The 22,833-nt window shown below is 68.5% G+C and carries 19 protein-coding genes and 1 pseudogene; 8 read left to right on the top strand and 12 right to left on the bottom strand.

What is annotated here, in order from left to right; genetic code table 11:
- Positions 1-24: 24 nt before the first annotated feature.
- From CFB18_RS06350 to mraZ, 4 genes are read right to left on the bottom strand one after another with little or no spacing between them, the layout of a single operon-like run.
- Positions 25-1,782: a peptidoglycan D,D-transpeptidase FtsI family protein gene (locus tag CFB18_RS06350; RefSeq protein ID WP_088570965.1), complete on the bottom strand. Its 1,758-nt coding sequence runs from the start codon at positions 1,780-1,782 to the stop codon at positions 25-27.
- Complete coding sequence (locus tag CFB18_RS06345) at positions 1,779-2,087, bottom strand: hypothetical protein (RefSeq protein ID WP_088570964.1); 309 nt, start codon at positions 2,085-2,087, stop codon at positions 1,779-1,781. Before CFB18_RS06345 ends, CFB18_RS06350 begins: the two co-directional genes overlap by 4 nt.
- Positions 2,084-3,034: a 16S rRNA (cytosine(1402)-N(4))-methyltransferase RsmH gene (rsmH, locus tag CFB18_RS06340; RefSeq protein ID WP_088570963.1), complete on the bottom strand. Its 951-nt coding sequence runs from the start codon at positions 3,032-3,034 to the stop codon at positions 2,084-2,086. Before rsmH ends, CFB18_RS06345 begins: the two co-directional genes overlap by 4 nt.
- 37 nt (positions 3,035-3,071) lie before the next feature.
- A complete protein-coding gene (gene mraZ, locus CFB18_RS06335) occupies positions 3,072-3,566 on the bottom strand; it encodes a division/cell wall cluster transcriptional repressor MraZ (protein WP_234977021.1) in 495 nt (164 codons plus the stop codon).
- Between the two features lie 314 nt (positions 3,567-3,880).
- On the opposite strand from mraZ, the gene CFB18_RS06330 reads away from it, so the two are divergent.
- The 5 genes from CFB18_RS06330 (at position 3,881) to CFB18_RS06310 (ending at position 8,029) form a co-directional block, all read left to right on the top strand.
- On the top strand, positions 3,881-4,840 hold the full coding sequence (locus CFB18_RS06330) for an MDR/zinc-dependent alcohol dehydrogenase-like family protein (protein WP_088570962.1): 960 nt from the start codon (positions 3,881-3,883) through the stop codon (positions 4,838-4,840).
- Positions 4,837-5,619: a peptidoglycan editing factor PgeF gene (gene pgeF / locus CFB18_RS06325; RefSeq protein ID WP_088570961.1), complete on the top strand. Its 783-nt coding sequence runs from the start codon at positions 4,837-4,839 to the stop codon at positions 5,617-5,619. Before CFB18_RS06330 ends, pgeF begins: the two co-directional genes overlap by 4 nt.
- Positions 5,594-6,859: a metallophosphoesterase gene (locus CFB18_RS06320; RefSeq protein ID WP_143597539.1), complete on the top strand. Its 1,266-nt coding sequence runs from the start codon at positions 5,594-5,596 to the stop codon at positions 6,857-6,859. The genes pgeF and CFB18_RS06320 overlap by 26 nt, the downstream gene beginning before the upstream one ends.
- A 425-nt stretch (positions 6,860-7,284) precedes the next feature.
- Positions 7,285-7,494 (top strand): hypothetical protein, encoded by a 210-nt coding sequence (locus CFB18_RS14995; RefSeq protein ID WP_143597538.1) that lies wholly within the window; start codon positions 7,285-7,287, stop codon positions 7,492-7,494.
- Positions 7,495-7,510: 16 nt separating this feature from the next.
- The gene (locus tag CFB18_RS06310; RefSeq protein ID WP_088570958.1) at positions 7,511-8,029 is read left to right on the top strand and encodes a hypothetical protein; all 519 of its coding nucleotides are present in this window, start codon (positions 7,511-7,513) and stop codon (positions 8,027-8,029) included.
- Positions 8,030-8,212: 183 nt separating this feature from the next.
- Here the strand turns inward: CFB18_RS06310 and CFB18_RS06305 are convergent, their stop codons facing one another.
- The 7 genes from CFB18_RS06305 to CFB18_RS06275 all read right to left on the bottom strand — a co-directional run bounded on the left by CFB18_RS06305 (position 8,213) and on the right by CFB18_RS06275 (position 17,874).
- Positions 8,213-10,276: a hypothetical protein gene (locus CFB18_RS06305; protein ID WP_088570957.1), complete on the bottom strand. Its 2,064-nt coding sequence runs from the start codon at positions 10,274-10,276 to the stop codon at positions 8,213-8,215.
- Positions 10,254-12,050: a DNA repair helicase XPB gene (locus CFB18_RS06300; RefSeq protein ID WP_088570956.1), complete on the bottom strand. Its 1,797-nt coding sequence runs from the start codon at positions 12,048-12,050 to the stop codon at positions 10,254-10,256. The genes CFB18_RS06305 and CFB18_RS06300 overlap by 23 nt, the downstream gene beginning before the upstream one ends.
- A 158-nt stretch (positions 12,051-12,208) precedes the next feature.
- The gene (locus CFB18_RS06295; protein WP_088570955.1) at positions 12,209-13,381 is read right to left on the bottom strand and encodes a M28 family metallopeptidase; all 1,173 of its coding nucleotides are present in this window, start codon (positions 13,379-13,381) and stop codon (positions 12,209-12,211) included.
- 37 nt (positions 13,382-13,418) lie between these two features.
- Complete coding sequence (locus CFB18_RS06290) at positions 13,419-15,314, bottom strand: aldehyde ferredoxin oxidoreductase family protein (RefSeq protein ID WP_088570954.1); 1,896 nt, start codon at positions 15,312-15,314, stop codon at positions 13,419-13,421.
- Positions 15,315-15,404: 90 nt separating this feature from the next.
- Positions 15,405-16,913 (bottom strand): ArnT family glycosyltransferase, encoded by a 1,509-nt coding sequence (locus CFB18_RS06285; RefSeq protein ID WP_234977020.1) that lies wholly within the window; start codon positions 16,911-16,913, stop codon positions 15,405-15,407.
- Between the two features lie 41 nt (positions 16,914-16,954).
- Positions 16,955-17,473 (bottom strand): ribonuclease FAU-1 family protein, encoded by a 519-nt coding sequence (locus tag CFB18_RS06280; protein WP_088570952.1) that lies wholly within the window; start codon positions 17,471-17,473, stop codon positions 16,955-16,957.
- Entirely contained in the window at positions 17,458-17,874 is a 417-nt protein-coding gene (locus CFB18_RS06275; RefSeq protein ID WP_088570951.1) for a CBS domain-containing protein, read from the bottom strand. Before CFB18_RS06275 ends, CFB18_RS06280 begins: the two co-directional genes overlap by 16 nt.
- Before the next feature lie 150 nt (positions 17,875-18,024).
- Here CFB18_RS06275 and aroA point away from each other — a divergent pair, with 150 nt between their 5' ends.
- The 3 genes from aroA to CFB18_RS06260 all read left to right on the top strand — a co-directional run bounded on the left by aroA (position 18,025) and on the right by CFB18_RS06260 (position 22,020).
- A complete protein-coding gene (gene aroA / locus CFB18_RS06270) occupies positions 18,025-19,326 on the top strand; it encodes a 3-phosphoshikimate 1-carboxyvinyltransferase (protein WP_088570950.1) in 1,302 nt (433 codons plus the stop codon).
- Positions 19,327-19,374: 48 nt separating this feature from the next.
- Positions 19,375-20,247, top strand: a complete 873-nt coding sequence (locus tag CFB18_RS06265) for a shikimate dehydrogenase (protein WP_088570949.1) — start codon at positions 19,375-19,377, stop codon at positions 20,245-20,247.
- A gap of 96 nt (positions 20,248-20,343) precedes the next feature.
- Positions 20,344-22,020 (top strand): R3H domain-containing nucleic acid-binding protein, encoded by a 1,677-nt coding sequence (locus CFB18_RS06260; protein ID WP_088570948.1) that lies wholly within the window; start codon positions 20,344-20,346, stop codon positions 22,018-22,020.
- 48 nt (positions 22,021-22,068) lie between these two features.
- Here the strand turns inward: CFB18_RS06260 and CFB18_RS16235 are convergent.
- Positions 22,069-22,833: pseudogene (locus CFB18_RS16235) on the bottom strand (hypothetical protein); the annotation flags it as partial.

Here is a 22,833-nt window from a genome sequence, read left to right as displayed (position 1 = left end):
GAACACACTGGCCGGAAGCCAAGGTCACCGGCCCTCCGGGGAGCCCGAGGGCGGGATCCCCAGCATCGGGAGGATCCGCGCCGCGATCCGGGCGAAGACCGGAGCGGCTTCCTCCGAGCCCCAGGGGGAGCGCCGGGGCCGATCCAGCTTCACCAGGATCAGCACCTGGGGATCCTCCACCGGGCCGAACCCCACAAACGAGGCGATGGTGTCCCGGGGATCGTAGCCCACCGGCGTGGGGATCTGCGCCGTCCCGGTCTTGCCCGCCATCCGGTAGCCCGGCACCCGGGCCTTCACCGCCTCCCGCTCGATCACCGCCGCGAGCATCTCCCGCAGGGTCCGCGCCGTCTCGGCCGAGATGGCCCGCCGCCGGACTCGGGGCTCAACGCGTTGGATCCCCTGGGTGGTTCGGAGCTCCCGCACGATGAAGGGCCGCATGATCAGGCCGTCGTTGGCCACCGCGGAGACGGCCACCGCCATCTGCAGTGGGGTCACGGACACCGCCTGGCCAAAGGACTGGCGCCCCAGGTCCGCCTCCCTCCAATCCGGATCTCCATAGGCCCGGAGCCGGCCCGCTGTCTCATAGGGCAGATCCACATCGGTTGGTTCCCCGATCCCGAAGGCATGCAGCGCCGCGTAGAAGCGCTCCGGGCCCAGAAGGCGGACCAGATACGCAGCGCCCACGTTGCGGGAGTAGATCAACAGCTCGGTCATATCCAGCCAGCCCCGCCCTCCGGGATAGCGATCCCGATCCCAGTTGCAGATCGGGGCCCCTCCGAACTCCACGCACCCCTGATCCATATAACGGGTCTCCGGGCGGACGACGCCGGCCTCCAGGGCGGCCGCCATCGTCAGGATCTTGAAGACCGAGCCCGGCTCATACAGATCCTGGACGATCGGATTGCGCGCGTTGCGCTCCAGGGTCTCCGGCGCGTTGGGATCGAAGGCGGGCAGGCTGACCATGGCCAGGATCTCCCCGGTGCGCGGGCGCAGGACCAGAGCGTCCCCGCGCTGGGCTCCGCTCTCCTGAAGGCCCCGGGCCAGCTCCTCCGCCACCACCGCCTGGATCGTTCGGTCCAGCGTGAGGACCACGTCCCCGCCGGGCTCCGGCTCCTCCAGGGCCGCCTCCTCCAGCGGCAGGGGGCGCCCCTCGGCATCCACCGGCACCCGCAGGATCACCGCCCTCCCGCTCAACACCCCATCATAAGCCCGCTCCACCCCGCTGGCCCCTCGCCGCCCCTCCACACCTCGGGCGTCCGATCCGAAGACGACGAAGCCCGTCACCGGGCCGAGCAATGCGCCCTCCGGGTACATCCGCTTCCAGTAAGGCATCACCCGGACCCCCCGCAGCCCGGCCTCTTCGATGCGACGGGCGATCACCCGGGCGAGGTCCTCCGGCACCTCCCAGGCGATCGGGAGCTGCCACCAAGTGTCGGGCCAGCTCCGGGCGGCCTCCTGGACGGAGAAGCCCAGCAGCGGACTCAGAACCTCATCCACCCGGCGCAGCCATACCGCCCGCCGTTCTGGATCCCCCCCATAGGCGATGGGTCGATATTCCAGGACGACCTGATAACGCGGGACATCCAGGGCCAGCACCGCCTCTCTCCGATCCAGGATACGGCCGCGGCGGGCCTCCAGGCGGAGCTCCAGCGTCTGAACCCCGAGAAGCCCTCCCGGCGCATAAAACGACAAATAGATCAGCCGGATCACCACCAGCCCCAGGATCAGGGCGGGGGCGAACGCGGCCGGCTGCCAGCGCAGGGGGAGCGAGGCCTCCCTCATGGCCGCATCCCCGGCGTCGGGCGTGGCGCCGGCAGGGAAAGGGGGAGCGCCGAAGCGCCCTCCCCCGGGAGGAAGCCCAGGGCGCGGGCCCGCTCCACCAGGCGTGGGATCGCGCTCTCCCGGGCGATGATCTCCTCCATGGCCGCGTTCTCCCGCTCCAGCGCCGCGCGGACCTCGCGGAGCTGCTGAACGATCTGCCCCTGTTCCACCGCAGCCGTGGAGAGCAGTGTGAACAGAAGGGAGAAGGCCGCGATGAACAGGATCCCCCCCACCGTTGTCAGCAACACCCGTCGTCGGCGGCTCATCGTCCAAGCACACCGCGAACGATTCGTGTGGGATCTTCCAGTCGCTCGGCGATGCGCAGGCGCGCGCTGCGCGCCCGCGGGTTGATCTGGACCTCCTCCTCGGACGGACGGATGGGCTTGCGGGTCACCAGGCGCAGGGTGGCCCGATGCCCGCACGTGCAAACCGGGACCTGCGGCGGGCAGAGGCAATCCCGGGATTCGCGCTGGAAGAACGTCTTCACGATGCGATCCTCCAGGGAATGGAAGGCGATCACCGCCAGGCGCCCTCCGGGCCGGAGCAGGGAGACCGCCTGGGGGAGGGCCTGCTCCAACGCCTGCAGCTCCTCGTTGACGGCGATCCGCAGGGCCAGGAACGTCCGCGTCGCCGGATGCTGATCCTCCCGTCCACGCCCGACCACCCGGGCGATCAGCTCCGCCAGCTCCGTGGTGGTGCGGATGGGCCGGTTTCGCACGATGGCCCGGGCGATGCGCCGGGCGAAGCGCTCCTCCCCATAGCGCCGGATCACCTCCGCCAGCTGCTTCTCTGGCCACCGGTTCACGATCTCCGCCGCCGGGATCCCATGGCCCGGGTCGTAGCGCATGTCCAGGGGGCCCTCGATCTGAAAGCTGAACCCCCGATGGGGATCCGAGAGCTGCCACGACGAGAGCCCCAAGTCGAACAGGATCCCGTCGACCTCCAGGAAGTCATAGCGCACCGCGATCCGCCGCAGCTCCGCGTAAGAGCCGTGGACCAGGATCGCGCGTTCGCCGAAGGGGCGCAGGCGCTCCCGCGCCCGCTCCAGCACCTCCGGGTCCCGATCGATCCCCAGCAGGCGGCCATCCGGCGCGGAGCGCTCCAGGATGGCTGCGGCGTGTCCCCCGCCGCCCACGGTGGCGTCGATGTAGACGCCGCCCGGGCGGACCTGCAAGCCCTCCAGCACTTCGCGCAACAGAACCGGGATGTGCATCGTGCCGCTGCTCAGGGATTCCGCCGGATCCGATCCGCTACACCTGCAACCCGATCCAGTGCTCGGGCGGGATGCGGCCGTTCTGAAAGCGCTCCAGGATCTCCTGCCATGCGGATGGAGACCAGATCTCCAGGTAGGTATGAACCCCGACGATGACCGCCTGACCTTCCAGGCCGGCGTAGGCCCGGAGGGAGGCTGGGATAAGGATGCGGCCCTGCTCGTCGGGGACCACATCGAAGGCCCCTCCGAAGAAGAAACGGCGCCACTCCCGCGCCTCGGGGGCGGTCAGGGGCAGCTGGCGGATTCGCTCCGCGACGCGGTGCCACTCCGGGAGCGTGAACAGATACAGGCAGGGCTCCAGGCCCCGGGTCAGCACCGCCCCCGCCGCAAAAAAGGGGCGATAGCGCGCGGGGAGAAACATCCGTCCCTTCGCGTCGATCCCATGCCGGTATTCCCCCAGGAACATCGGGGTCTCCCCCGGGGAAGCCACCGGCCGCTCCGCTTCCGCCTTGCGCCGCCCTCTCGCCCCCACCACTCTCCTCCACTTCTCCCCACTCTACGCCTCCATTATATGAATCCGCCCCACCTGCACAAGGGATTTGGGAAACCTTAACGGAGCGTTTGGGTTATCTGGGATATGCGGGGCCGCTCGGGGCGCGCCCGACGTCGAGGAGGGAGCGAGGGAGCCATCCGCGGATGGGAAGCACGAAGGCTCCCAATAGAGCAGAGAGCGAGGAAAAGCGGCAGGCGTCCGCTTCGATTAAAATAAGGGAAAACTCAGAAGCCCGAAGGCGGTTTCCGGTGGCGGACGCCTCGGGGCCATCTCCCTGAGCGGGAGGAGCGTTCATGTGGGCCGTCTACCTGAACCGTGGCCTGGAGATCCGGCGAGACTATCCCACCCCTTCCCCGCCGTCCGGGGAGGCGCGGATCCGGGTAAAGCTGGCCGGCATCTGCAACACCGACCTGGAGCTGATGCGAGGTTACCTGAACTTCCGCGGCGTGCCCGGCCATGAGTTCGTCGGCGTCGTCGAAGAGGCCCCGGATCATCCCGAGTGGGTGGGGAAGCGGGTGGTGGGTGAGATCAACGCCGCCTGCGGCGTCTGCCCTACGTGCCGCGCCGGACGGCCCACCCACTGCCCGAACCGGACGACCCTGGGCATCTCCGGGCGGGATGGGGCCTTCGCGGAGTATCTCCTCCTGCCGGTGGTGAACCTGCACGAGGTGCCCCCTGAGATCCCGGATGAAGCGGCCGTGTTCGTCGAGCCCCTGGCCGCCGCCCTGGAGATCCCCGAGCAGATCCACATCCACCCCACGGATCGGGTGGTGGTGCTGGGCGACGGCAAGCTGGGCAACCTCGTCGCCCAGGTCCTGCAGCTCACCGGTTGCGACCTGCTCGTCGTGGGCCGGAACCCGAACAAGCTGGCCCTGCTGGCCCGACGCGGGATCCCGGTGGCCCACGTGGAGGACGTAGACGAGCTCTCCGCCGATGTGGTGGTGGAATGCACCGGCTCCCCCGAAGGCTTTCATCTGGCCCGCCGCTGGGTGCGCCCCCGGGGAACTCTGGTGCTGAAGAGCACCTATCACGGCACCGTCGAAACCAACCTCACCATGGTTGCCGTGGACGAGGTGGCGGTGATCGGATCCCGCTGCGGGCCTTTCGAGCCGGCCCTCCGCCTCCTGGGCCAGGGGCTGGTGGACGTCCAGCCGTTGATCCACGCCCGTTACCCCCTGCAGGAGGCCGACAAGGCCTTCGAGCACGCCGCCCGCAAGGGGGTGCTGAAGGTCCTGCTGGAAGTTTCCCCATGACACGCTGGGAAGCGATCCGCAACGGATCGATCCTTTTCTATCGGTTCGCGGATCCCCCGTGGGGGGAGATCCCTCACGGCTTTCTGACGCGCCGGGGCGGGGTCAGCGCGCCGCCTTTCGCTTCCCTAAACCTCAGCCACTCGGTGGGCGATGATCCCGCCGCCGTGGCGGAGAACCTCAGACGGGCCTTCGCCGCGGCCGGCCTGCGCCCCGAAGAGACCGTCACCGCCTGGCTGGTCCACGGAAACCGGGTCCTCGTTGTGGACGCCCGGCATGGTGGAGCGGCCCTCAAAGGCGTGGACGGGTTGATCACGGCGGAGCGGGGGCTCGCCCTGTTCATGCGGTTCGCCGATTGCATCCCGGTTCTGCTCGCCGATCCAGATCTCCCGGCGGTGGGCCTGGTGCATGTGGGCTGGCGAGGCCTCGCGGCCGGCATCCTGGAGTCCGCCCTGGAGGCCTTCGAGCGGCATCTGGGTCGCGGACCCTCGGCCCTCCACGCCGCCCTGGGTCCCGGCATCGGGGGCTGCTGCTACGCTGTCGGCCCGGAGGTCATCGAGGCCCTGGGCCCCCGGTTGGGCCCTGCCCTCCTGTTGCGCCGCCGGAACGGCGCCTGGCACCTGGATCTTCCGGAGGCGGTCCGCCTTCATCTGCGACGCCTGGGCGTGCCCGCCGTGATCACCGCCGGGATCTGCACCGCGTGCCACACCGGGCTTTGGTTCTCCCACCGTGCGGAACACGGAAGGACAGGACGCTTTGGGGTCTGGATCCGAAACCCCTAAGGGAACCCCTTCCCCCGCGCCGATCCGCGAGACCGCCCCGGTCCCGGTCCGGCGCCGCCGGTTCCGTCCCGGGACGGAGGAGAGCCCCTTTCATCGATTCATGGTTTTCCTGGACCGACTGGAGCGCCTGCCGTGGGGCCTCGTGGGCCTCTGGACGCTGGCCCTAAGCGGCGGGGTGGGGCTGGCGTGGGAGGAGGTCTATCGCTCCCGGATGGCCGGCGCGGTAGCCGCCGGGCTCTTCCTGACCTTCGCCGCCGGCGACGCGGCGATGCTGATCAGCCTCCCCCGCCGGGGCTATTCCTTCGGCCCTCCCAAGCCGCCCTTCCTGGCCTTCAGCCTGTTCCGTCTCTTCCTGAGCCTGAGCCCGCTCCCGTTGCACCCTTCCCCCTGGGCGGCCAGCCTGGCCCTCATCGGCCACCTGGCCTTCACCGGCAACCTGCTGAACGCCTTGTATCGGGAGCCCTTCCGCCTCACCCTGACGGAGCTGGTCATCGCTTCCCCCAAGCTCCGGGGGATGCCCCCGCTGCGTATCCTTCACCTCACTGATCTCCACCTGGAGCGCCTGACGCGGCGGGAGCAGGAGGTGCTTCGCTGGGCGGAGCAGCTGGATCCCGATCTCATCGTCTTCACGGGGGATCTCCTCAACCTGAGCTACGTCCGCGATCCCATCGCCCAGGCGCAGTGCAGCCGCTTCCTGGAGGCCCTGCAGGCCCCGCTAGGGGTTTACCTGGTGACGGGCACGCCGCTGGTGGACCCGCCGGAGGTTGTGCGGCGGATCCTGTTCGGCTTCACCCACATCACCTGGCTGGATGATCAGATCGCCCGGTTCGGCCAGCTGGCCCATGCGGGCCCCGAGATCTGCCTGATCGGCCTCACCTGCACCCACGACCCGGAGGAGGACGGCCGGCGCCTGCGGGAGCTGATGCGCCAGGTTCCCCCTCAGGCCGTAACCATCCTGCTCTATCACTCCCCGGATCTTTTCCCGGAGGCCAGCGCTCTGGGGATCGACCTTTACCTGTGCGGCCACACCCACGGGGGTCAGATCCGCCTCCCGGGGATCGGCGCGCTGGTCACAGCTTCCATCTACGGCAAGCGCTACGAGATGGGGCTGTATCGGCGTGGGGAAACCACCATGTATGTGAGCCGGGGGTTGGGGATGGAGGGCCTGGGGATGCCCCGCATGCGCTTGATGTGCCCTCCCGAGCTCGTGCTGATCCACCTCCAGGGAGAAGAAGCGTGAAAGACCTCCATCCCCTTATGCGCCTTTGGAGGGACCGCCATGCGGCAACGGGTTGAGACCGCCCTCTCCGCGCTTCTGGCCCTGGCCGTCGCAGGGGTGGGCTGCGGGATCTGCCTGATCGGGACCCTGACTGCCCGCGGGGATCTCCGCTGGCAGCTGGGATCCGATCGCTATCGCATGTGGTTGATCCGGGAGCGGGAGGGAACGGGCCTGGCCCTCTCCCGCACCGTCCCCTTTCGGAACCCGCAGGGCGCCATGTGCCAGCGCACCCATGTCTGGTTCTGGCTCTGGACCCCTGGGATGGAGCTGCAACAGGTGGACTACGAGGAGTGCCCTCCCGGAGGCTCTTGGATCCCTCGACCCGGAAGGGCGACGTGGGCTATCATAGAGGCGATGAAGGACCCTCTTCACAGGGAGGATCATTCGTGCGTCGCGATCGATGGGGGTTGTTCATCGGGGGTTTGCTGGGGGCGCTCTTCGGGGTGCTGGCCGCCTATCTTTACCTGAAGGCCCGACGGGAGCGCGGCGGGGACGCCCGCCCCTCCCCAGCCGCCCTGGTCCAGAGCGCCGTCACCTTGGTCACCCTGCTCCGCCAGATCGTCGAGATGGCGGAGGGCAAGGGGCGAAGGGCATAAGCGTCGGGAGGCGACGATGGATGAGATCCTGGAACGGGTGAAAGCGAACCGGCCGGCCCTGGAGCGATGGCTGCGCGCCCTCCCGGGCTACGCGGGATACAAGGAGAAGGAGCTGCGGCGAGACGCCGACCGCCTTCTCCGGGAGGCCCTCAGCCAGCGGCTTCGGGAGGCCGCCGACCGGCTGCTCCGGGCCCAGCGTCGCCTGGCCGACCGGGATCTCTCCCGAGTGGAGGAGCTGGACCGCCTTGTCCGTCGCCTCCAGACCCTCGCCGACCGCGTTCGCACGGCGAGCTACGGCTACGCCGGCTTCTTCGACGCCCTCCGCATCGAGGAGAGGGAGCTGGAGGCCCTCTACCGGTTCGATGCGGAGCTCCTGGAGCAGGCCGAGGAGCTCCCGAAGGCCGTGGAGGCCCTGGAGCAGGCGGTGGGAGGAGGCGCGGACCTCTCCCTGGCCCTGCGAGGCCTGGAGCAACCCCTCCAGGCCCTGGAGACCGCCTGGGATCGGCGGGCGGAACGGATGCGGGCCCTCCGTTGACCATAGGAGCCGCGACCTGTGCCGCTGCGGGCCGAAATTCGTTTCGGCCACCAACTAGCAGGAAGCGACCCTCACGTCATCAAAAGCAGAAGGCTCGGGGTTGTGAGGGCGGCTTCATCCGTGGCCTTCGGGATCTTGAAGACAGGAGTTCGGGGCGAAAGCCCCTCCTACAACAACCGTGGATCAACCCTCCACCACCGTGGGGAAATATCCCCGATCCCGGAGCTCTTTCAGCAGCCGCTCGAGAGCAGCCTCCTCGATGACCACGACGTGGGGGGCAAGCCAGCCCCGAATGGCCGATCCCAGCCCGGTGGCCGCGAGCAGCTCCTGCAGGGTCCACGGGTCCTCCGCCTCCAGGATGGTGACCTCCTCAAACACCTGGACCCGCCGCATGCTATCCCACACCCGTTCCAGGGCCGTTCGCAGCGCGGCTGTGGGCGGCAGGCCACAGGCCTCGAAGCGGGACAGGATCTCCTCCGGGCGATAGCCCTCCCGGAACACCTCGGCGATGCGCTCCTCGTCCAGGGCGAAAACGAACGGGGAGCCCATCGGCCGGCCGATCCGACCCGACAGCCAGAGCAGCGGGGCCGCCTCCGGCCCCGGCCGCACCGACCATGTCCTCTCGTCCAGCCATTGGGTCTCCGGAAGCGACTCCGGTTCCTCTGCCCCAGGGATCTCCCCCCGGATCCATCGACGCCCCTGGGCGGTCAGACGGAAGGCCCGAAGCGATCCCCCCTCATACACCAGGGCCACCGCCCCCAACCAGAACAGCGTCCCCTCCAGATAGGCGCGCAGATGCTCGGCAATGGGAACCGGCTCCTGGGCCGGCCGGCCGCGAACCAACCGCCAGGGCTGATCCAGCCGGTCCTGCGCGAAGCCGGGCGGCTGGGCCGCCTCCACCGCCCGGGCCAGATCCATCCAGTCCACCCATTCATCCGGCAGGGTGGCCAGCAACTCGATGAGGGCCTTCCGGCCCCGTCCCCACTCATAGTAAAGCTGCTCGATCCCCCCCATCCACCCCAGGGATCGCACCAGCCGGACCGTGGGATCCCGACGTCGAAGCCAGGCGATCTCAAAGCGCGTCGCCCCGCTCCGCCAGATCTCCCACCAGCGGGCGATGGGATCCTCCTCCCCGATGCCCGGAGCGAAGGGGAACGCTTCCCCCGAGCCCTCGCCGGAGAGACGCCAGAGGATCTCGGCGATGAAGGCGGCACCCTCCCACGGCAACCCCATGCGTTCCCCCAGCGCCTCGACGGCGCGGGGATCGAACTCCTCCGCCGGGACCGTCAGCCATTCGTAGGGAGGGGGCGATCCGGCATGGCGGGCGAGGAGCGCTTCCACCTCCTCGGGATCGTGGGGCCATCCCCATAACCAGGGAAAGCGATGCGCTTGGGGATGAAGGCGGAGGATCCGGGCGGGCGGCCGCAGGACCCACCAGCGGCGGGCTTCCTCCAGAAGCAGCCGGAGGGGCGGCGCCGCGACCGTCTGTTCAGGAGGAAAGCCACGGTAGACCGTGGCCGGGAACACAGGGGGTGGAAGCTGGGAGAGCGGGAGGGTAGCCGGCAGATGGGCGTGAGGGCGCGGCCGCCCGTCGTGGCCCAGGGCGCAGGGGATCAGAAGGCCCTGCTGGATGGCCCGACGCCACACGGCCCGGAAAGTCAAGCGATCCCCTTCAGCCCAGCGCATCCAGCGGGCTTCCAGCTCCTCCGGGTCCACCCGCTCCTGGCCGAGCAGGCGGATCAGCCCGAGCAGGCGCTCCAGCTCCGGGTCCAGCTCCTCCCGCCACAGCCCCAGCCGGTAGTAGACGCTGAGCCGGGCGGCCAAGCGCCGCACCAGCTCCGGCTTGCGCCCGCGGGGCAGGGCCCAGCGGCGGCGCCGGGCGAGGCGCAGCAGCTCAACGGCGGTCTGCGGCTCCAACTGGGCCTCCAGGCGCTGGAGCTCCGCTTGGGCCTCCTCGGGCAACCCTCCCCCATCGAACAGCAGGGCCAGCCATGCCGCCCCTTCGTGGGCGCATGGTTTCGCGGACCGGCATCCGCAACCCCGGATCCGCAACGCCTCGGGGGCCCGCGCCTCCTCCGGGCCTGGACGTCGCCAGCGCGTCTCCATCGCTCGCGACTCCGTGGAGATGCTGGCGATCCACACTTCCGGACCCAGCGTCCGCAGGTGCACAGCCCCGGAGGCCCACAGGCGGAAGGCCTCCGCGCGAACCGGATGGGGAAGGAGGTCAAGCAGACGATCCAGATCCATTGGGGGAGGATCCGTTCCCGGCGGACGTCTGCGGGGGGAGGGCCCGCGGCCAGGCGGCCACGTCGACCACGGCCGGGTGGTAATGGGACAGCTCTTCGGCCTCCAGAATCTCATAGCGATACCCCTGCTCGACCAGGAACAGCTGGCGCCGGGCGGCGTAGTCCTGATCCACCGTGTCGCGGGTGACCAGCGTGTAGAAGTGGGCCAGGATCCCGTTCCGCTTGGGCCGCAGGATCCGTCCCAATCGCTGGGCTTCCTCCTGGCGCGAGCCGAAGGTGCCGGAGACCTGGATCAGCACGTTGGCGTCGGGGAGGTCGATGGCGAAATTGCCCACGCGGGAGACCACCAGGCGGCGGATCTCCCCGCGCCGGAGCTGATCGAAGAGCCGCTCCCGCTCCGCCACCGGCGTCCGGCCGGTGATCAAGGGGGCGCGGACAGCGCGGGCGATGCGCTCCAGCTGATCCAGATACTGCCCGATGATGAGGACAGTGTCCTCCTCGTGCCGGGCGAGGAGCTGGCGGATCACCGGCTCCTTGGCCGGGTTAGTGGCCGCCAGGCGGTAGCGCTCCTTCTCTGCCGCGGCCACGTATCGCAGGCGATCCTCCGGGGCCATCGGGACGCGGATCTCGTGGCATTCGGCCGCGGCGATCCAGCCCCGGGCCTCCAGCTCCCGCCAGGGGGCCTCGTAGCGCTTAGGGCCGATGAGGGCGAACACCTCCCGCTCCAGCCCATCCTCCCGCACCAGGGTGGCCGTCAGACCCAGGCGCCGGCGGGCCTGGAGCTGGGCGGTGATGCGGAAGACCGGGGCCGGCAGGAGATGCACCTCATCGTAGATGATCAACCCCCAGTCCAGGGCGCTGAAGAGGCGGAAATGCGGGAACTGGCGGAGGAGGTCCTCTTCGAAATCCCGATGGGGGCGATGGGTGAGGATCTGGTAAGTCGCCACCGTGACCGGACGGATCTGCTTGCGATGGCCGGTGTATTCCCCGACCTGATCGGGGCTTAGATCCGTTTTGTCCAGGATCTCCGCGATCCATTGGCGGGCGGCCACCGTGCTGGTGGCGATGATCAGGGTGGCGGTGCGCAGCCGGGCCATCACCCCCAGGCCCACGATGGTCTTGCCCGCCCCGCAGGGGAGCAGGATCACCCCGCTGCCGGCCCGGAGGAAGGCCTCCACGGCCTTCTCCTGATAGGGGCGCAGGCGGAAGGGCTCGCCGGTGGCCCGGGACGTGGACCGCAGCCGGAGGTCCAGGCGGGCGCCCTCCACGTATCCGGCCATATCCTCCACCGGATATCCCAGGTAGAGGAGGGCCTGCTTGAGGGCACCCCGGGCCCGGGGCTCCACCGCCACCCGGTCCGCCTCCGCCTCTCCGGAGGGGGCCAGGAAGGGGGCCACCACGGATTGGGCCCGCACCCAGGCCAGCAAGGCGGGATCGTCGGCCACCAGCCAGAGCCGCCCGTTTCCCATCTCCAGGCGGAGCCGGCCGTAGCGGGCCATCCAGGTCCGGATGTCCTCCCGCAAGCCCTCGGGGACCTGGCCGCCGCTCAAGCGCTCCAGGTCCTCCAGGATCTGTGCAGCCGTGAGGCCCAGGGCAGCGGCGTTCCAGATCGAGAGGGGAGTGATGCGGTAGACGTGGATGGGCCCGGCGCTCCGCTCCAGGTCCGCAAAACGGGCCAAGGCGTCCCGGGCGAGCTCATACCCGGGATGCCGGGTCTCCAGCCAGACCGTCCGGTCGGCCTGGATCGTCAGCGGGAACTCCGGCCGGAGCGCCATAGGCCTTTCTCCGTCATGGATGAGGCCTTTCATTTTCGTTCAAAGGGGAGCACCCGGCAAATCCGAGGGTTGGAGCGGCCCCCACCGAATGAACCGGGGGCGGGGGAGGCACCAACCGCCTCTTCCCCGCCCCCGACCGCATGTTCCCGGTGAGGGGCTTATCCACGCGCGATGGCCTGCCGGTCGATGGCCTGCAGCAGCTGCCAGACGAAGGCCTCGGTGCGAGCCACCACCCCCGGATCCACGTTCTCATACACGTCCGAAGGCTGGTGCCAGTAGGGGAGCACCCCATCCGGCCGCAGGTTCACCAGGGTGAGCACCCGCCACCCGGCCCGGACGGCCGGGGCGCCGTCCGTGTAGGCCCCCCGAAAGTTCGGCCATCGATAGGCGCCCAGCTCCGGATACGACCGGGCCACTTCCTCCGCCAGGGCCAGCAACTCCGGATCGCTGCGAAGGGGAAGCAGCATGGTCTCCTGAACCAGGACGCACGGCCCGCTCCCGGGCCCACCCACGGTATCCAGCACGATGAAGATCGGGCGACCCAGGTCGCGATGGCGGCGGACGAAGGCCGCCGCCCCATAGGCCCCGACCTCCTCGCATCCGGTGCAGAGGGCCCAGACCTCCGTGTGGCGCAAGGGCTCCCGACGAAGCCGTTCCGCCAGCGCGAGCACCATCCCCGCCCCGGTGGCGTTGTCGTTGGCCCCATGGGTGTAGGGCGTGAGATCCGCCTGCACCGCCATGGCGAAGACCGCCGCGAGCAGGAGGGCGGGCAGCAGCGCCGGCCACCCCCACCGGGGATCCCCGGTCCAGGCTCCGATCCCGAACAGCGCGCCCATCCCGAGCGCCCCGGGCAACCCCAGGGTGACCAGCGTCCGGTAAAGGGCCAGGGCCCGCAGCGAGGAGAAAGCCCAGGGCGTGCGATGGGTGTCCAGATGGCCGCACAGGATCACCCGCTCCCGGACGGGTCCGGCCGGCGGGAGGACGGCGTAGACGTTCTGGCTCCTTCCTTTCGGGACCAGCAGGCGAAGGGGGTTCGGGGTGAAGGTCAGCTCCAGGACGGTGCAGAGGATGAGCAGAAACGTCCCGAGGGCGGCGATCCATCGCCCGCCCAGGAAGAACAGGGGGACCATGAGCAGCATCCCGCCGGTGGCGATGGCGTAAGGCCGCCAGGCGGAGGTCGCGCTGACGAAGGGCTCCACATGAGGGGTGAGGCCCAGCGCCCGGAAGACCTCCGCCGCGTAATCCGCCGCCGCCCGCTCGGCCTCCGTGGTGCTCCCCCGCGGCCCGATGGTCACGCTCAGGGCCATCACATGCTCCATCGTAGAGGGCATCGCTGTCCCTCCACCCTCCGACCCGGGACGGCCTCCCTCAGGCCTCCAGAAGCCAGCCCAGGCCCAGCGCGCGCAGCTTCTCCGGTGTCGGGATCCCCTCCCGGGTCCAGCCGGCCATCTCGTAATAGCGATCCAGCGCCCTCTCCATCTCCTCCCGGCTCAGGGCCACCCCCGCCGTCGGCCCGGTCCCCTGCAACGCCTTGAAGAACTTCTTCGGCAGTTGATCCGCCCGGCGGTCCAGGCCTTCCCGGGCGTTGAACCAGCGCAGCATGTTCAGCCGGCGCTCCCCGATGCGCAGCAGCTCCTCCAGGGTGAAATCCGACCACCCGGTCACCGCCCGCACCATCTGCACCGTTTCCTCGGGGCCGTAGAGGGTCCAGGCGGGGCCATAGACGAACTGGCAGAGCCCGGCGGAATCCAGGAAGGAATAGAAGAGCTGGGTCAGGTAGGCGAAGCGGATCTTCTCCTCGTTCAGGCTGCCGGGAGGCGGGGGATCGGTCAGGCCGAGGAGGGCGAGACGGCGCAGGTACAGCTCGGAGGCTCCCTCTTCATACATGGGGTCGTGCTCGCTGGACTGATGGTCGGCGCCGAAGGGGTTGACGGCGTAGATCAGCCCGAGGGAGCGCTTGGCCTGCGGCATATGGGCGGGCGCCTCCTGGTTCTTCACCGTGATCAGGAACTCGTGGCCCTTCCCCAGCCGGTCCGCGGCCCGGGCGGAGCCTTCGGCCAGGACGTCGCCGATCCCCTCCCGCTTCAGGATCATCTCCAGGAGGCGCAGCATGGCCCCTGCGTCGCCGAAGCGGAGCGGGAAGCCGATCTCCGCCTCCGTGAGGACGCCGTTCTCAAAGCATTCCATGGCCCAGGCGATGGTCGCCCCGCAGGAGATAGTGTCCACCCCATACTGGTTGCACAGCTGATTGGCCAGGGCGATGGCGTCCAGATCGTCGATCCCGCAATAGGAGCCGAAGGTGGCGATGGTTTCGTATTCCGGACCTCCATAGAAAGGATCCACCTTCCGGCCGTTCCACTCCGTCTCCACCACCCGCTTGCAGCGCACCACGCAGGCGTAGCAGGTGTCCCGCTCCTTGAGGATGGTCTCGGCCATCCGCTCGCCGGTGATCTTCTCGAAGCCCTCGAACTGCCCGGCGTTGTAGTTGTAGGTCGGGAGGGTGCCGGCCATCTGCTGCCAGGCCACCACGCTGGCCGTCCCATAGAGGGCCAGGCCCTGGACGTCGGGGTTGTCTTCGATGTGGCGGGCGCCCCACTGGGCCAGCTCCGCCAGCGTTTTCGGGTCGGCCACCGTCACCTTGCGACGGCCCCGGACGACGATGGCCTTCAGGTTCTTGGAGCCCATCACCGCGCCCATTCCGGTGCGCCCGTTGGCCCGGTTGGACATGTTCATAATCGCGGCGAAGCGGACCAGACGCTCGCCGGCCGGGCCGATCTGCGCCACCTCGATCTGATCGTCGCCCAGCTCCTCCTGGAGCATTCGCTCCGCCTCCCCGGTGATCCGTCCCCACAGGTGGGAGGCGTCGCGCAGCTCGGCCTCCCCATCGTGGATCCAGAGGTAGACCGGCCGAGGAGCGCGCCCGCGGATCACGATGCCGTCGAAGCCGGCGTATTTCAGCTCGGCGGGGAAGAACCCCCCGCTCTGGGAATCCCCGATGGCGCCGGTGAGGGGAGACTTGGCGTTCGCCATCAGACGGGACTGGCCGGAGATGGGCGCACCGGTCAGCGGGCTGAGGAAGAGGGTCAGGACGTTGCGGGGATCGAAGGGGTCGATGCCCGGCGGCATCTCTCTCAGGATGTAGTAGAGGCCCATGGCGCTGCCGCCCATATAGGTGCGGTAGAAAGACTCCGGTGGGGTCTCCACCCACAAACGCCCCTCGCTGAGATCCACGTGCAGGATCCGCCCGGCGTATCCGTAACCCATGGCGCCCTCCTGTGACGGGAAGGGTTGAAAAGAACCCACGCGGCGTAGTATCTCTATTTTGTCTGGATCCCCCCTTCCCCGCAATCCTTGCTATCTCATCCCCCCAACGACCCAGCGTCCGATCACCAAAGCATCCGGATAACGAGGATCCTGAGGGCCCTCGTGTAGCGGGATCCGATGACCATCCTCCCAGCGATACCATCCGGTGGTGAGCAGATAGATCCCCGGGGGCAGATCCGGCGGCCGGGCGATCCGATAACGATCGCAGAAGACCACGCCGGGCACCCACAGGGTCGCCGGATAGGCGCCTCCGAGAGGCTGGGCATCCACTTGGGACCAGAGGACGCTCCCGGTACGGGGGTTTGGCGTCTCCCCTAACAGGTGCACAAAGACAGAGAGATTCGAAGCCGCCGGGCGTTCCGGACGCCAGCACACAACGAGAGAGAGGACACTCTCCCGGGCCCCCGCCTCCTCCCATCGCACCCCTTCCAGGCGGATCCCTTCCCAGCGTGCCTCGAAAGGTTTGGGGATGCGATGCTCCAGCAGACCCGGATCCAGGTAGGGATGCTGTCTTATGATCATACGCACGCTCACGATCATGCTCAGGATCCCCATGACACTTAAGAGGGCTCGAGTGCGTTGCCCTCGGGCCAGCACATCCGAGGCAATGAGGGAGAGAAAAGGGGTCGCCACAAGCGCATAGTGAGGCCATTTCGTCGGCCAGGCTAGCAGAAAGATCACAGCGCTCAGAGCGCCCCATGCAACCTGCTTCCGAAAGGTAGAATCGAACAAGCCCCGGACGGCCCCCGCGAGCCCCAGGGTCAAAATCAACGCCTCTGGAAGGGAGTGGCTAAGCCAAAGGAAAGGCTGATACCAGGGGAGGCCATAGCGCTGGACATGCTCTGAGGTGGAATATGTGAAATGATAGCGGATCGTCTCTCGTAGGTATCTAAGGGGATCCATCCACATCGGCGGGTTCAGAGACACAAAGGAAACCGCCGCCACCACTAAAAGGATCGCGGTGCCTCGGGAGCGTCGAAGCATTCCGATCGATCCGGGAAGCAAGGGGAGCACATACGCCCATTTTGCCGCGCCTGTTGCTCCTAATGCGAACGCGCCCAGATAAGACCAGCGAGCGCCTCGACGGCTTGCTGAACGCCATGACAGGACCGCCAGCATGGCAAGGAACTGGGGGATGGATTCCAGCAGAGCAGCTGAAGTGTAATAGATGGTGAGAGGATGAACGGCAAGCAACAAGCCGGCTGCCGGATGGATCCAGGCTACCAGACCCACCGCCGCGGCTCCGAAGAGGACCGACAGGAGACGAGCCCCCCACAGGGCATCGGAGAACCACCTGTCCCCCGACGGGATTAGCCAGGCTAAACTGTAAAGGAGCTTGACCAGGGCTGGATGCTCGGGGTTCTCCCAAAGAGAGGGGACGGCTCCGATATCTCCCTGGCGCAGCAGGACCGCATAGTGATAGGCCGCTCGAAGGTAAGTGGGCTCATCCGCCTCCACCGGCATGCGGGCGGCCATTGCGAACCGCACACTCCCTGCCAGCGTTAAACATGCCAGCGCCCAAGCCCAGCGCCTTCGCAAAGCCTTCTCCTCCTCGGCCTGTGCCTTCACGCTCGCGAGGATCAAGCCGCCGCCCAGGGCAAGATGCCGAAGGGGGGATCTCGCCGCTCCACCATCCTCAGCAGATCCCGGAGGGCCGAACGGGCCGCCGCATAGGCGGAGGGGTCGCGCTCCGACAGCCGGAGCGCTTCGAACTCCTCTTCATCCAGCACCCGCACCTCCCCCGCCGGCGTGACGAAGACGTCCAGGGCCAGATCGCGGAGCTCGATCTCCTCCTCCGAAACCCGCGGGGGATAGACGATGTCGCAATACCAGCCCTTCAACCGATCGTCCCGATGATGGTGGATCTCATAGATCACGAACCAGCGGCCCGGGAAGAAATACTCCACGAACCGATCCTGAGGCTCCAGGCGGACATACCCCAGGTCCAGCGGGGGGCGTTCCCAGAAGGCCTCCACCACCAGCGCTTCCGGGGAGGCCCGCATGAGGCGCCCGACGTAGATCACGCGCAGCCGGCCATCCGCGGCCAGTCGCCGCACCCGGATGGGCCGAGGGAGCTCAGGGCTCAATCCGGACCCCACCCACGCTCCTCCACGGCCTGGAAGATGTCGGTGTCGCTCACGATGCCGACGGGCCGGCCGTCCTGCATCACCACGGCCCGTCGGATATTGGCATCCAGCATAATGATGGAACACTGACGGATGGTGGTATCCGGGGAGACGGTGATGAGGGGCGCGCTCATCAGGTCGCGGACCTTCAGGCCCTTCAGCGGCCGGTCCGCAGCCACCACCTTCTTGAGGATGTCCCGCTTGGTCATGATCCCCCAGGTCCCATGGGGCCCCTCCGGCTCCACCACCACGCTGGAGATCCCCTTTTGCACCATCAGATGCAGCGCCTCCTCCACCGGCATATCCGGCGGGACGGTCACTACCGGCGAGGTCATGATCTCGGCCACCGTATACGGCTTGGGCTTCCGCTCCATCGCCACCTCCTATCCACTGTTTGGGATATCCCCAAGGCCGCCGAGGACGAGGGATGCCCGCTTCAAATTATAATGGGGAAAGACGAGGCTCTAGGATCCGTTCCAGAGCCAGGGGATCTTCACCATCTCGGATCACGCAGGAAAGGATCGATGCGCTTGAGGGTTCGCCCACCCGCTCGTCTGCATGGTGTGATCCGGGTGCCCGGGGATAAATCCCTCTCCCACCGGGCGTTGCTGTTCGCCGCCCTGGCGGAAGGGACTTCGACGCTCCAGGGTTGGCTCCCGGCGGCTGACTGCGAGGCGACGCTGCGCTGCATCCGCGCGCTGGGGGTCGAGGTGGAGCGCCCGGCCGCGGACCGCCTGATCGTCCACGGCCGGGGGCTGCGCGGCCTTCAGCCGGCCTCCGCCCCACTGGATTGCGGGGGATCCGGGACCACCATGCGGCTCCTGATGGGGATCCTGGCCGGCTTCCCCTTCCCCAGCACCCTGGTCGGCAACGCCCAGCTCTCCCGGCGTCCGATGGAGCGGGTGGCGGAGCCCCTGCGCCGGATGGGAGCGGAGGTTCGAACGACGGAAGGCCACGCGCCGGTGTATCTGCGGGGAGGGACGCTGCGCGGCATCCGCTACGAGATGCCCGTGGCCAGCGCTCAGGTGAAGTCCGCGCTGCTGCTGGCCGGCCTCTACGCCCAGGGCCCCACCACCCTGGTGGAGCCCGCGCCCTCCCGGGATCACACCGAGCGCCTGCTGTGGGCGATGGGAGCCACCCTGGAGCAGCACGGAAGGACGATCACCGTTTATCCGGCCGAGCGGCTCTCGCCCCTCGATTGCGCCATCCCCGGGGATCCCTCCTCGGCGGCTTTCCCGCTGGTCGCCGCCCTGCTGATCCCGGGCTCGGAGATCGAGGTCACCGACCTGCTGCTCAACCCGACCCGCCTGGGGCTGATCGAGGCCCTTCAGGCGATGGGCGCGCCGATCCGCGTGATCCCGGAGGGTGAACGCCACGGGGAGCCCGTAGGCCGGCTCCTGGGGGCCTCCGCCGTCCGCCTTCAGGCCATTGAGATCGCCGGCCCCTGGGTCCCCCGCATGATCGATGAGTTTCCCATCTTCGCCGTGGCGGCCACTCAGGCGGAGGGAACCACACGGGTGCGGGATGCGGCCGAGCTCCGGGTGAAGGAGAGCGACCGCATCGCCGCTCTGGCGGCCGAGCTGCGCCGGATGGGCGCGCGGATCGAGGAGCATCCAGACGGCTTCGCCATCGAAGGGCCCACCCCGCTGCGCGGCGCGGTCGTCCACAGCCACGGGGATCATCGCTTGGCGATGGCCCTGGCCGTGGCCGGGTTGATCGCCCAGGGGGAGACCATTGTGGAAGACGCCGAATGCATCGGGGACAGCTTCCCGGGCTTCGTGAAGCGGATGCAGGCCCTCGGCGCGGAGATCGAAATGGAACCGTGAGGCCCGGGAAGCCCGCCCCGCGCTTCAGGAGAGCCCAGGAGGGGAGCGATGGCGCGCATCCGCGGGACCACCCGCCTGGTCGGTTTGCTGGGCTGGCCGGTGGCTCACAGCCGCAGCCCGCAGATGCACAACGCCGCCTTCGCTGCCATGGGCCTGGATTGGGCCTACGTGCCCCTGCCGGTCCGCCCCGAGGATCTGGAGGACGCGATCCGGGGGTTGCGGGCGCTGGGCTTCGCCGGGGCCAACGTGACCGTCCCCCACAAGACCGCTGTGATCCCATTGCTGGATGAGATCTCCCCGCTGGCCCGGGCGGTTGGGGCGGTGAACACCCTGAGGGCGGTCGAAGGGCGATGGGTGGGGGAGAACACGGACGTGGAGGGGTTCCGCCGCGCCTTGCAGGAGATCGGGCTGTCCGTGCAGGGGCAGACGGTGGCCATCATCGGCGCCGGAGGGGCCGCCCGCGCGGTCCTGGCCGCCCTGGCCCTCGAGGGCGTCGGCGAGGTTTTCCTCCTCCACCGCAGCCTGGACCGGGCGCATCGGATGCTCGAAACGCTGGAGGCGTCGTTCCCGGCCGCCGGCCTGCGTCTCCCGCCGGTGCACCCCATCCACCTGGAGGATCCCCTCCCCGAGGGCATCGTGGCGCTGATCCACACCACGCCAGTGGGGATGGCCCCGGATGTGGAAGCCTGCCTCTGGCCCCCGGATCGCCCCTTCCCGTGGGGGCTCCAGGCGGTGATCGATCTGATCTACGAGCCCCCTCGGACCCGGCTGATGGCCCTAGCGGAGGTGGCCGGCATCCCGGCCTACAACGGGCTGGGGATGCTGCTCCATCAGGGCGCGCTGGCCTTCACCCTGTGGACCGGACAGGAGGCCCCCCTGGAGACCATGCGGGCGGCGCTGCAGGAACTCGACAGCTCCTGAGGATCGCCGTAGAATAAGATGATCTCGAAGCGACAGCCTTCAGAAACTCCCTGGAAGGCGTTCCGGCATCTGGACGGGAGGAGCAGGATCGCAAGAATGACGCAATTTCAGATCACAGACGACCTGGAAGCGTTGCTCAACGTGTTGCCTCCGGACATCGCCCAGGCGGTCCGGGATCGCAACCGCAACGAGGCGTTGCTGGAGGTGGTGCTGGACCTGGGGCGCTATCCGGAGGCCCGTTACACGGATGGCGAGGTCACCTTGTGCGCCCGGGAGGTGACCGAAACGGATATCCAGTATGTGGTCTCCCGCATCGGGGAGTTCGATGCGGACAACCGGGCGGGGATCCAGCGGACACTGCATCGGATCAGCGCCATCCGCAACCGGCGGGGGAACATCATCGGCCTGACCTGCCGGGTCGGCCGGGCGGTTTACGGGACGATCGATATCATCAAGGACATCATTCTCTCAGGGAAGAGCATCCTCCTGCTGGGCCGCCCCGGCGTGGGAAAGACCACGATGCTGCGGGAGGCGGCGCGGGTCCTGGCAGAGCATAAGCGGGTGATCATTGTGGACACCTCCAACGAGATCGGCGGGGATGGGGACATCCCGCATCCGGCGGTGGGCCGCGCGCGCCGCATGCAGGTGCCCAAGCCCAGCCTCCAGCACGAGGTGATGATCGAGGCGGTGGAGAACCACATGCCTGAGGTCATCATCATCGATGAGATCGGGCGGGAGCTGGAGGCCATCGCCGCCCGCACCATCGCCGAGCGGGGAGTGCAGCTGATCGCCACCGCCCACGGGAACACCCTGGAGAACCTGCTGATGAACCCCACCCTCTCCGACCTGGTGGGAGGGGTGGAGAGCGTGACCCTCTCGGACGAGGAGGCCCGACGGCGCGGCACCCAGAAGACGGTCCTGGAGCGCCGGGCGCCCCCTACCTTCGATGTGCTCATCGAGATCCAGGATCGGCAACGCCTGCTGGTCCACCACGACGTGGCCGCCAGCGTGGACGCCCTGTTGCGGGGCCAGCAACCGGATGTGGAGCTGCGCTATCGGGATGAGGAGGGGCGGATCCACATTGAGAAGCCGAGGTTCCGACGGGCGGTGATGGTAGGGAAGTCGCCTCTCCCCTTCTGGCGGGGCGAAATCATCGCCACTACCCCCATCTCCCCCGGGGAACCTACGCCGCCCCCGCGGGTGAGCGCCGAGCGAGTGGGGGCCTTTGACCTGGAGGAGGAGCAGGAGGGACTGCCCCCATCGCCATGGGCCGCCCCGGCCCCCTCGGGCAACGGGCCGCGCCGGCCGCTGCGGGTGTATCCGTTAGGCCTGGCCCGCAACCGGCTCCAGCGCGCCGCCAGCGTCTTCGGGACGCCCATCCAGGTGGTGGAGCAGATCCACGAGGCGGACGTGGTGATCACCACCAAGGCCCATTACCGGCGGCATCCGCGGGCGCTCACCGAGGCGGAGGGCCGCGGGATCCCCATCTACGTGGTTCGCTCGAACACCGTGACCCAGATTGAGAGCTGCCTGGCGGACATCCTGAACCTGGCCCCGGCCGATGGGGAGGAGGATCCGCAGCTGGCCCGCGCCCTGGAGGAGGCGGAGGCGGCGATCCAGAAGATCCTCAACGGGGAGGCCCGCTACGTGGATCTCTCGCCGCAGAACGCTTACATCCGACGCCAGCAGCATCTGCTGGCCCGCCAGTACAACCTGATCTCCCACAGCTACGGGAAGGAACCGAACCGCTACGTGCGGATCTACGCCGAGTGAAAAGTTGGGGGGACGCCTCAGGCGTCCCCCCAACTTGTGAAGACGGCTTCACAGCTCCCAGACCTCCGCAGATACGATCTCCCCTCGCTCATCCATCACCAGCCCGATCCCATGGCGGCGGGCCGCCTCCTCGACCCCCCATTCCATGGCGATCCCGAAGATGAAGGGCCGGGCTTTCCCGGTGATCCCGTAGGTCTTCAGCAGCTCCCGGATCTTCTGGCGCTGGAGCACGCCCGCGAAGGTTTCGAAATCCCGTCGCCTGACCTTCACCCGCACCGAGACCAGCACCCATTCCATGTTTCCTGAAGCGTCCTGAATCCGGGTGATCCCATCGATCTCCGTTTCTGAATCGACCGGCAGCGAGGCGATCGGCATCAGCAGGCGATAGCCCTGGGCCTGCAGCCACCGCTCCATGTAGATGGCCATCCGTCCTTCCGCGCTGAGCCCTACGATGGAGCCGAAGCGATTCAACTGGTCTCGCAAATCCCGCTGTTCCCAAGCCAGATGGCGGATCACCTCGACCATTTGGCGCACCTGCTCCTCCAGCTGGATCAAGCGCTTCGTGAGCTCCGCCACAGTCTGCTCCAGCTGGATCAGGCGCTCTGTCAGCTCCGCAACGGTCCGCTCCAGCCGGCTCAGGCGCTCCTCCGCTTGGGCCTGGGCCTCCGTCAGCCGGCTCAACTGCTCCTCCGTGCGCGCCTGTGCCTCCTCCAGCCGGCTCAGACGCTCCTCCGACCGCGCCTGCGCCTCCGTCAGACGCGCTATCGCCTCCTCCAAGCGAGCCACCCGCTCCTCCGTGCGGGCCTGGGCCTC

This window comes from Thermoflexus hugenholtzii JAD2 (genome assembly GCF_900187885.1).
GTDB classification, from domain to species: Bacteria; Chloroflexota; Anaerolineae; order Thermoflexales; family Thermoflexaceae; genus Thermoflexus; species Thermoflexus hugenholtzii.
Note: the sequence above shows the minus strand (reverse complement) of the source record. Positions and strands in the feature narration are given on the sequence as shown.

Coding starts and splice junctions, on each gene's coding strand:
- CFB18_RS06295 (WP_088570955.1), bottom strand. CDS start 13,381: ATGCCCTCTACGATGGAGCATGTGATGGCCCTGAGCGTGACCATCGGG.
- CFB18_RS06260 (WP_088570948.1), top strand. CDS start 20,344: ATGACGCAATTTCAGATCACAGACGACCTGGAAGCGTTGCTCAACGTG.
- CFB18_RS06310 (WP_088570958.1), top strand. CDS start 7,511: ATGGATGAGATCCTGGAACGGGTGAAAGCGAACCGGCCGGCCCTGGAG.
- CFB18_RS06350 (WP_088570965.1), bottom strand. CDS start 1,782: ATGAGGGAGGCCTCGCTCCCCCTGCGCTGGCAGCCGGCCGCGTTCGCC.
- CFB18_RS06275 (WP_088570951.1), bottom strand. CDS start 17,874: ATGGAGCGGAAGCCCAAGCCGTATACGGTGGCCGAGATCATGACCTCG.
- CFB18_RS06265 (WP_088570949.1), top strand. CDS start 19,375: ATGGCGCGCATCCGCGGGACCACCCGCCTGGTCGGTTTGCTGGGCTGG.
- rsmH (WP_088570963.1), bottom strand. CDS start 3,034: ATGCACATCCCGGTTCTGTTGCGCGAAGTGCTGGAGGGCTTGCAGGTC.
- CFB18_RS06345 (WP_088570964.1), bottom strand. CDS start 2,087: ATGAGCCGCCGACGACGGGTGTTGCTGACAACGGTGGGGGGGATCCTG.
- pgeF (WP_088570961.1), top strand. CDS start 4,837: ATGACACGCTGGGAAGCGATCCGCAACGGATCGATCCTTTTCTATCGG.
- aroA (WP_088570950.1), top strand. CDS start 18,025: ATGCGCTTGAGGGTTCGCCCACCCGCTCGTCTGCATGGTGTGATCCGG.
- CFB18_RS06305 (WP_088570957.1), bottom strand. CDS start 10,276: ATGGATCTGGATCGTCTGCTTGACCTCCTTCCCCATCCGGTTCGCGCG.
- CFB18_RS06290 (WP_088570954.1), bottom strand. CDS start 15,314: ATGGGTTACGGATACGCCGGGCGGATCCTGCACGTGGATCTCAGCGAG.
- CFB18_RS06330 (WP_088570962.1), top strand. CDS start 3,881: ATGTGGGCCGTCTACCTGAACCGTGGCCTGGAGATCCGGCGAGACTAT.
- CFB18_RS06300 (WP_088570956.1), bottom strand. CDS start 12,050: ATGGCGCTCCGGCCGGAGTTCCCGCTGACGATCCAGGCCGACCGGACG.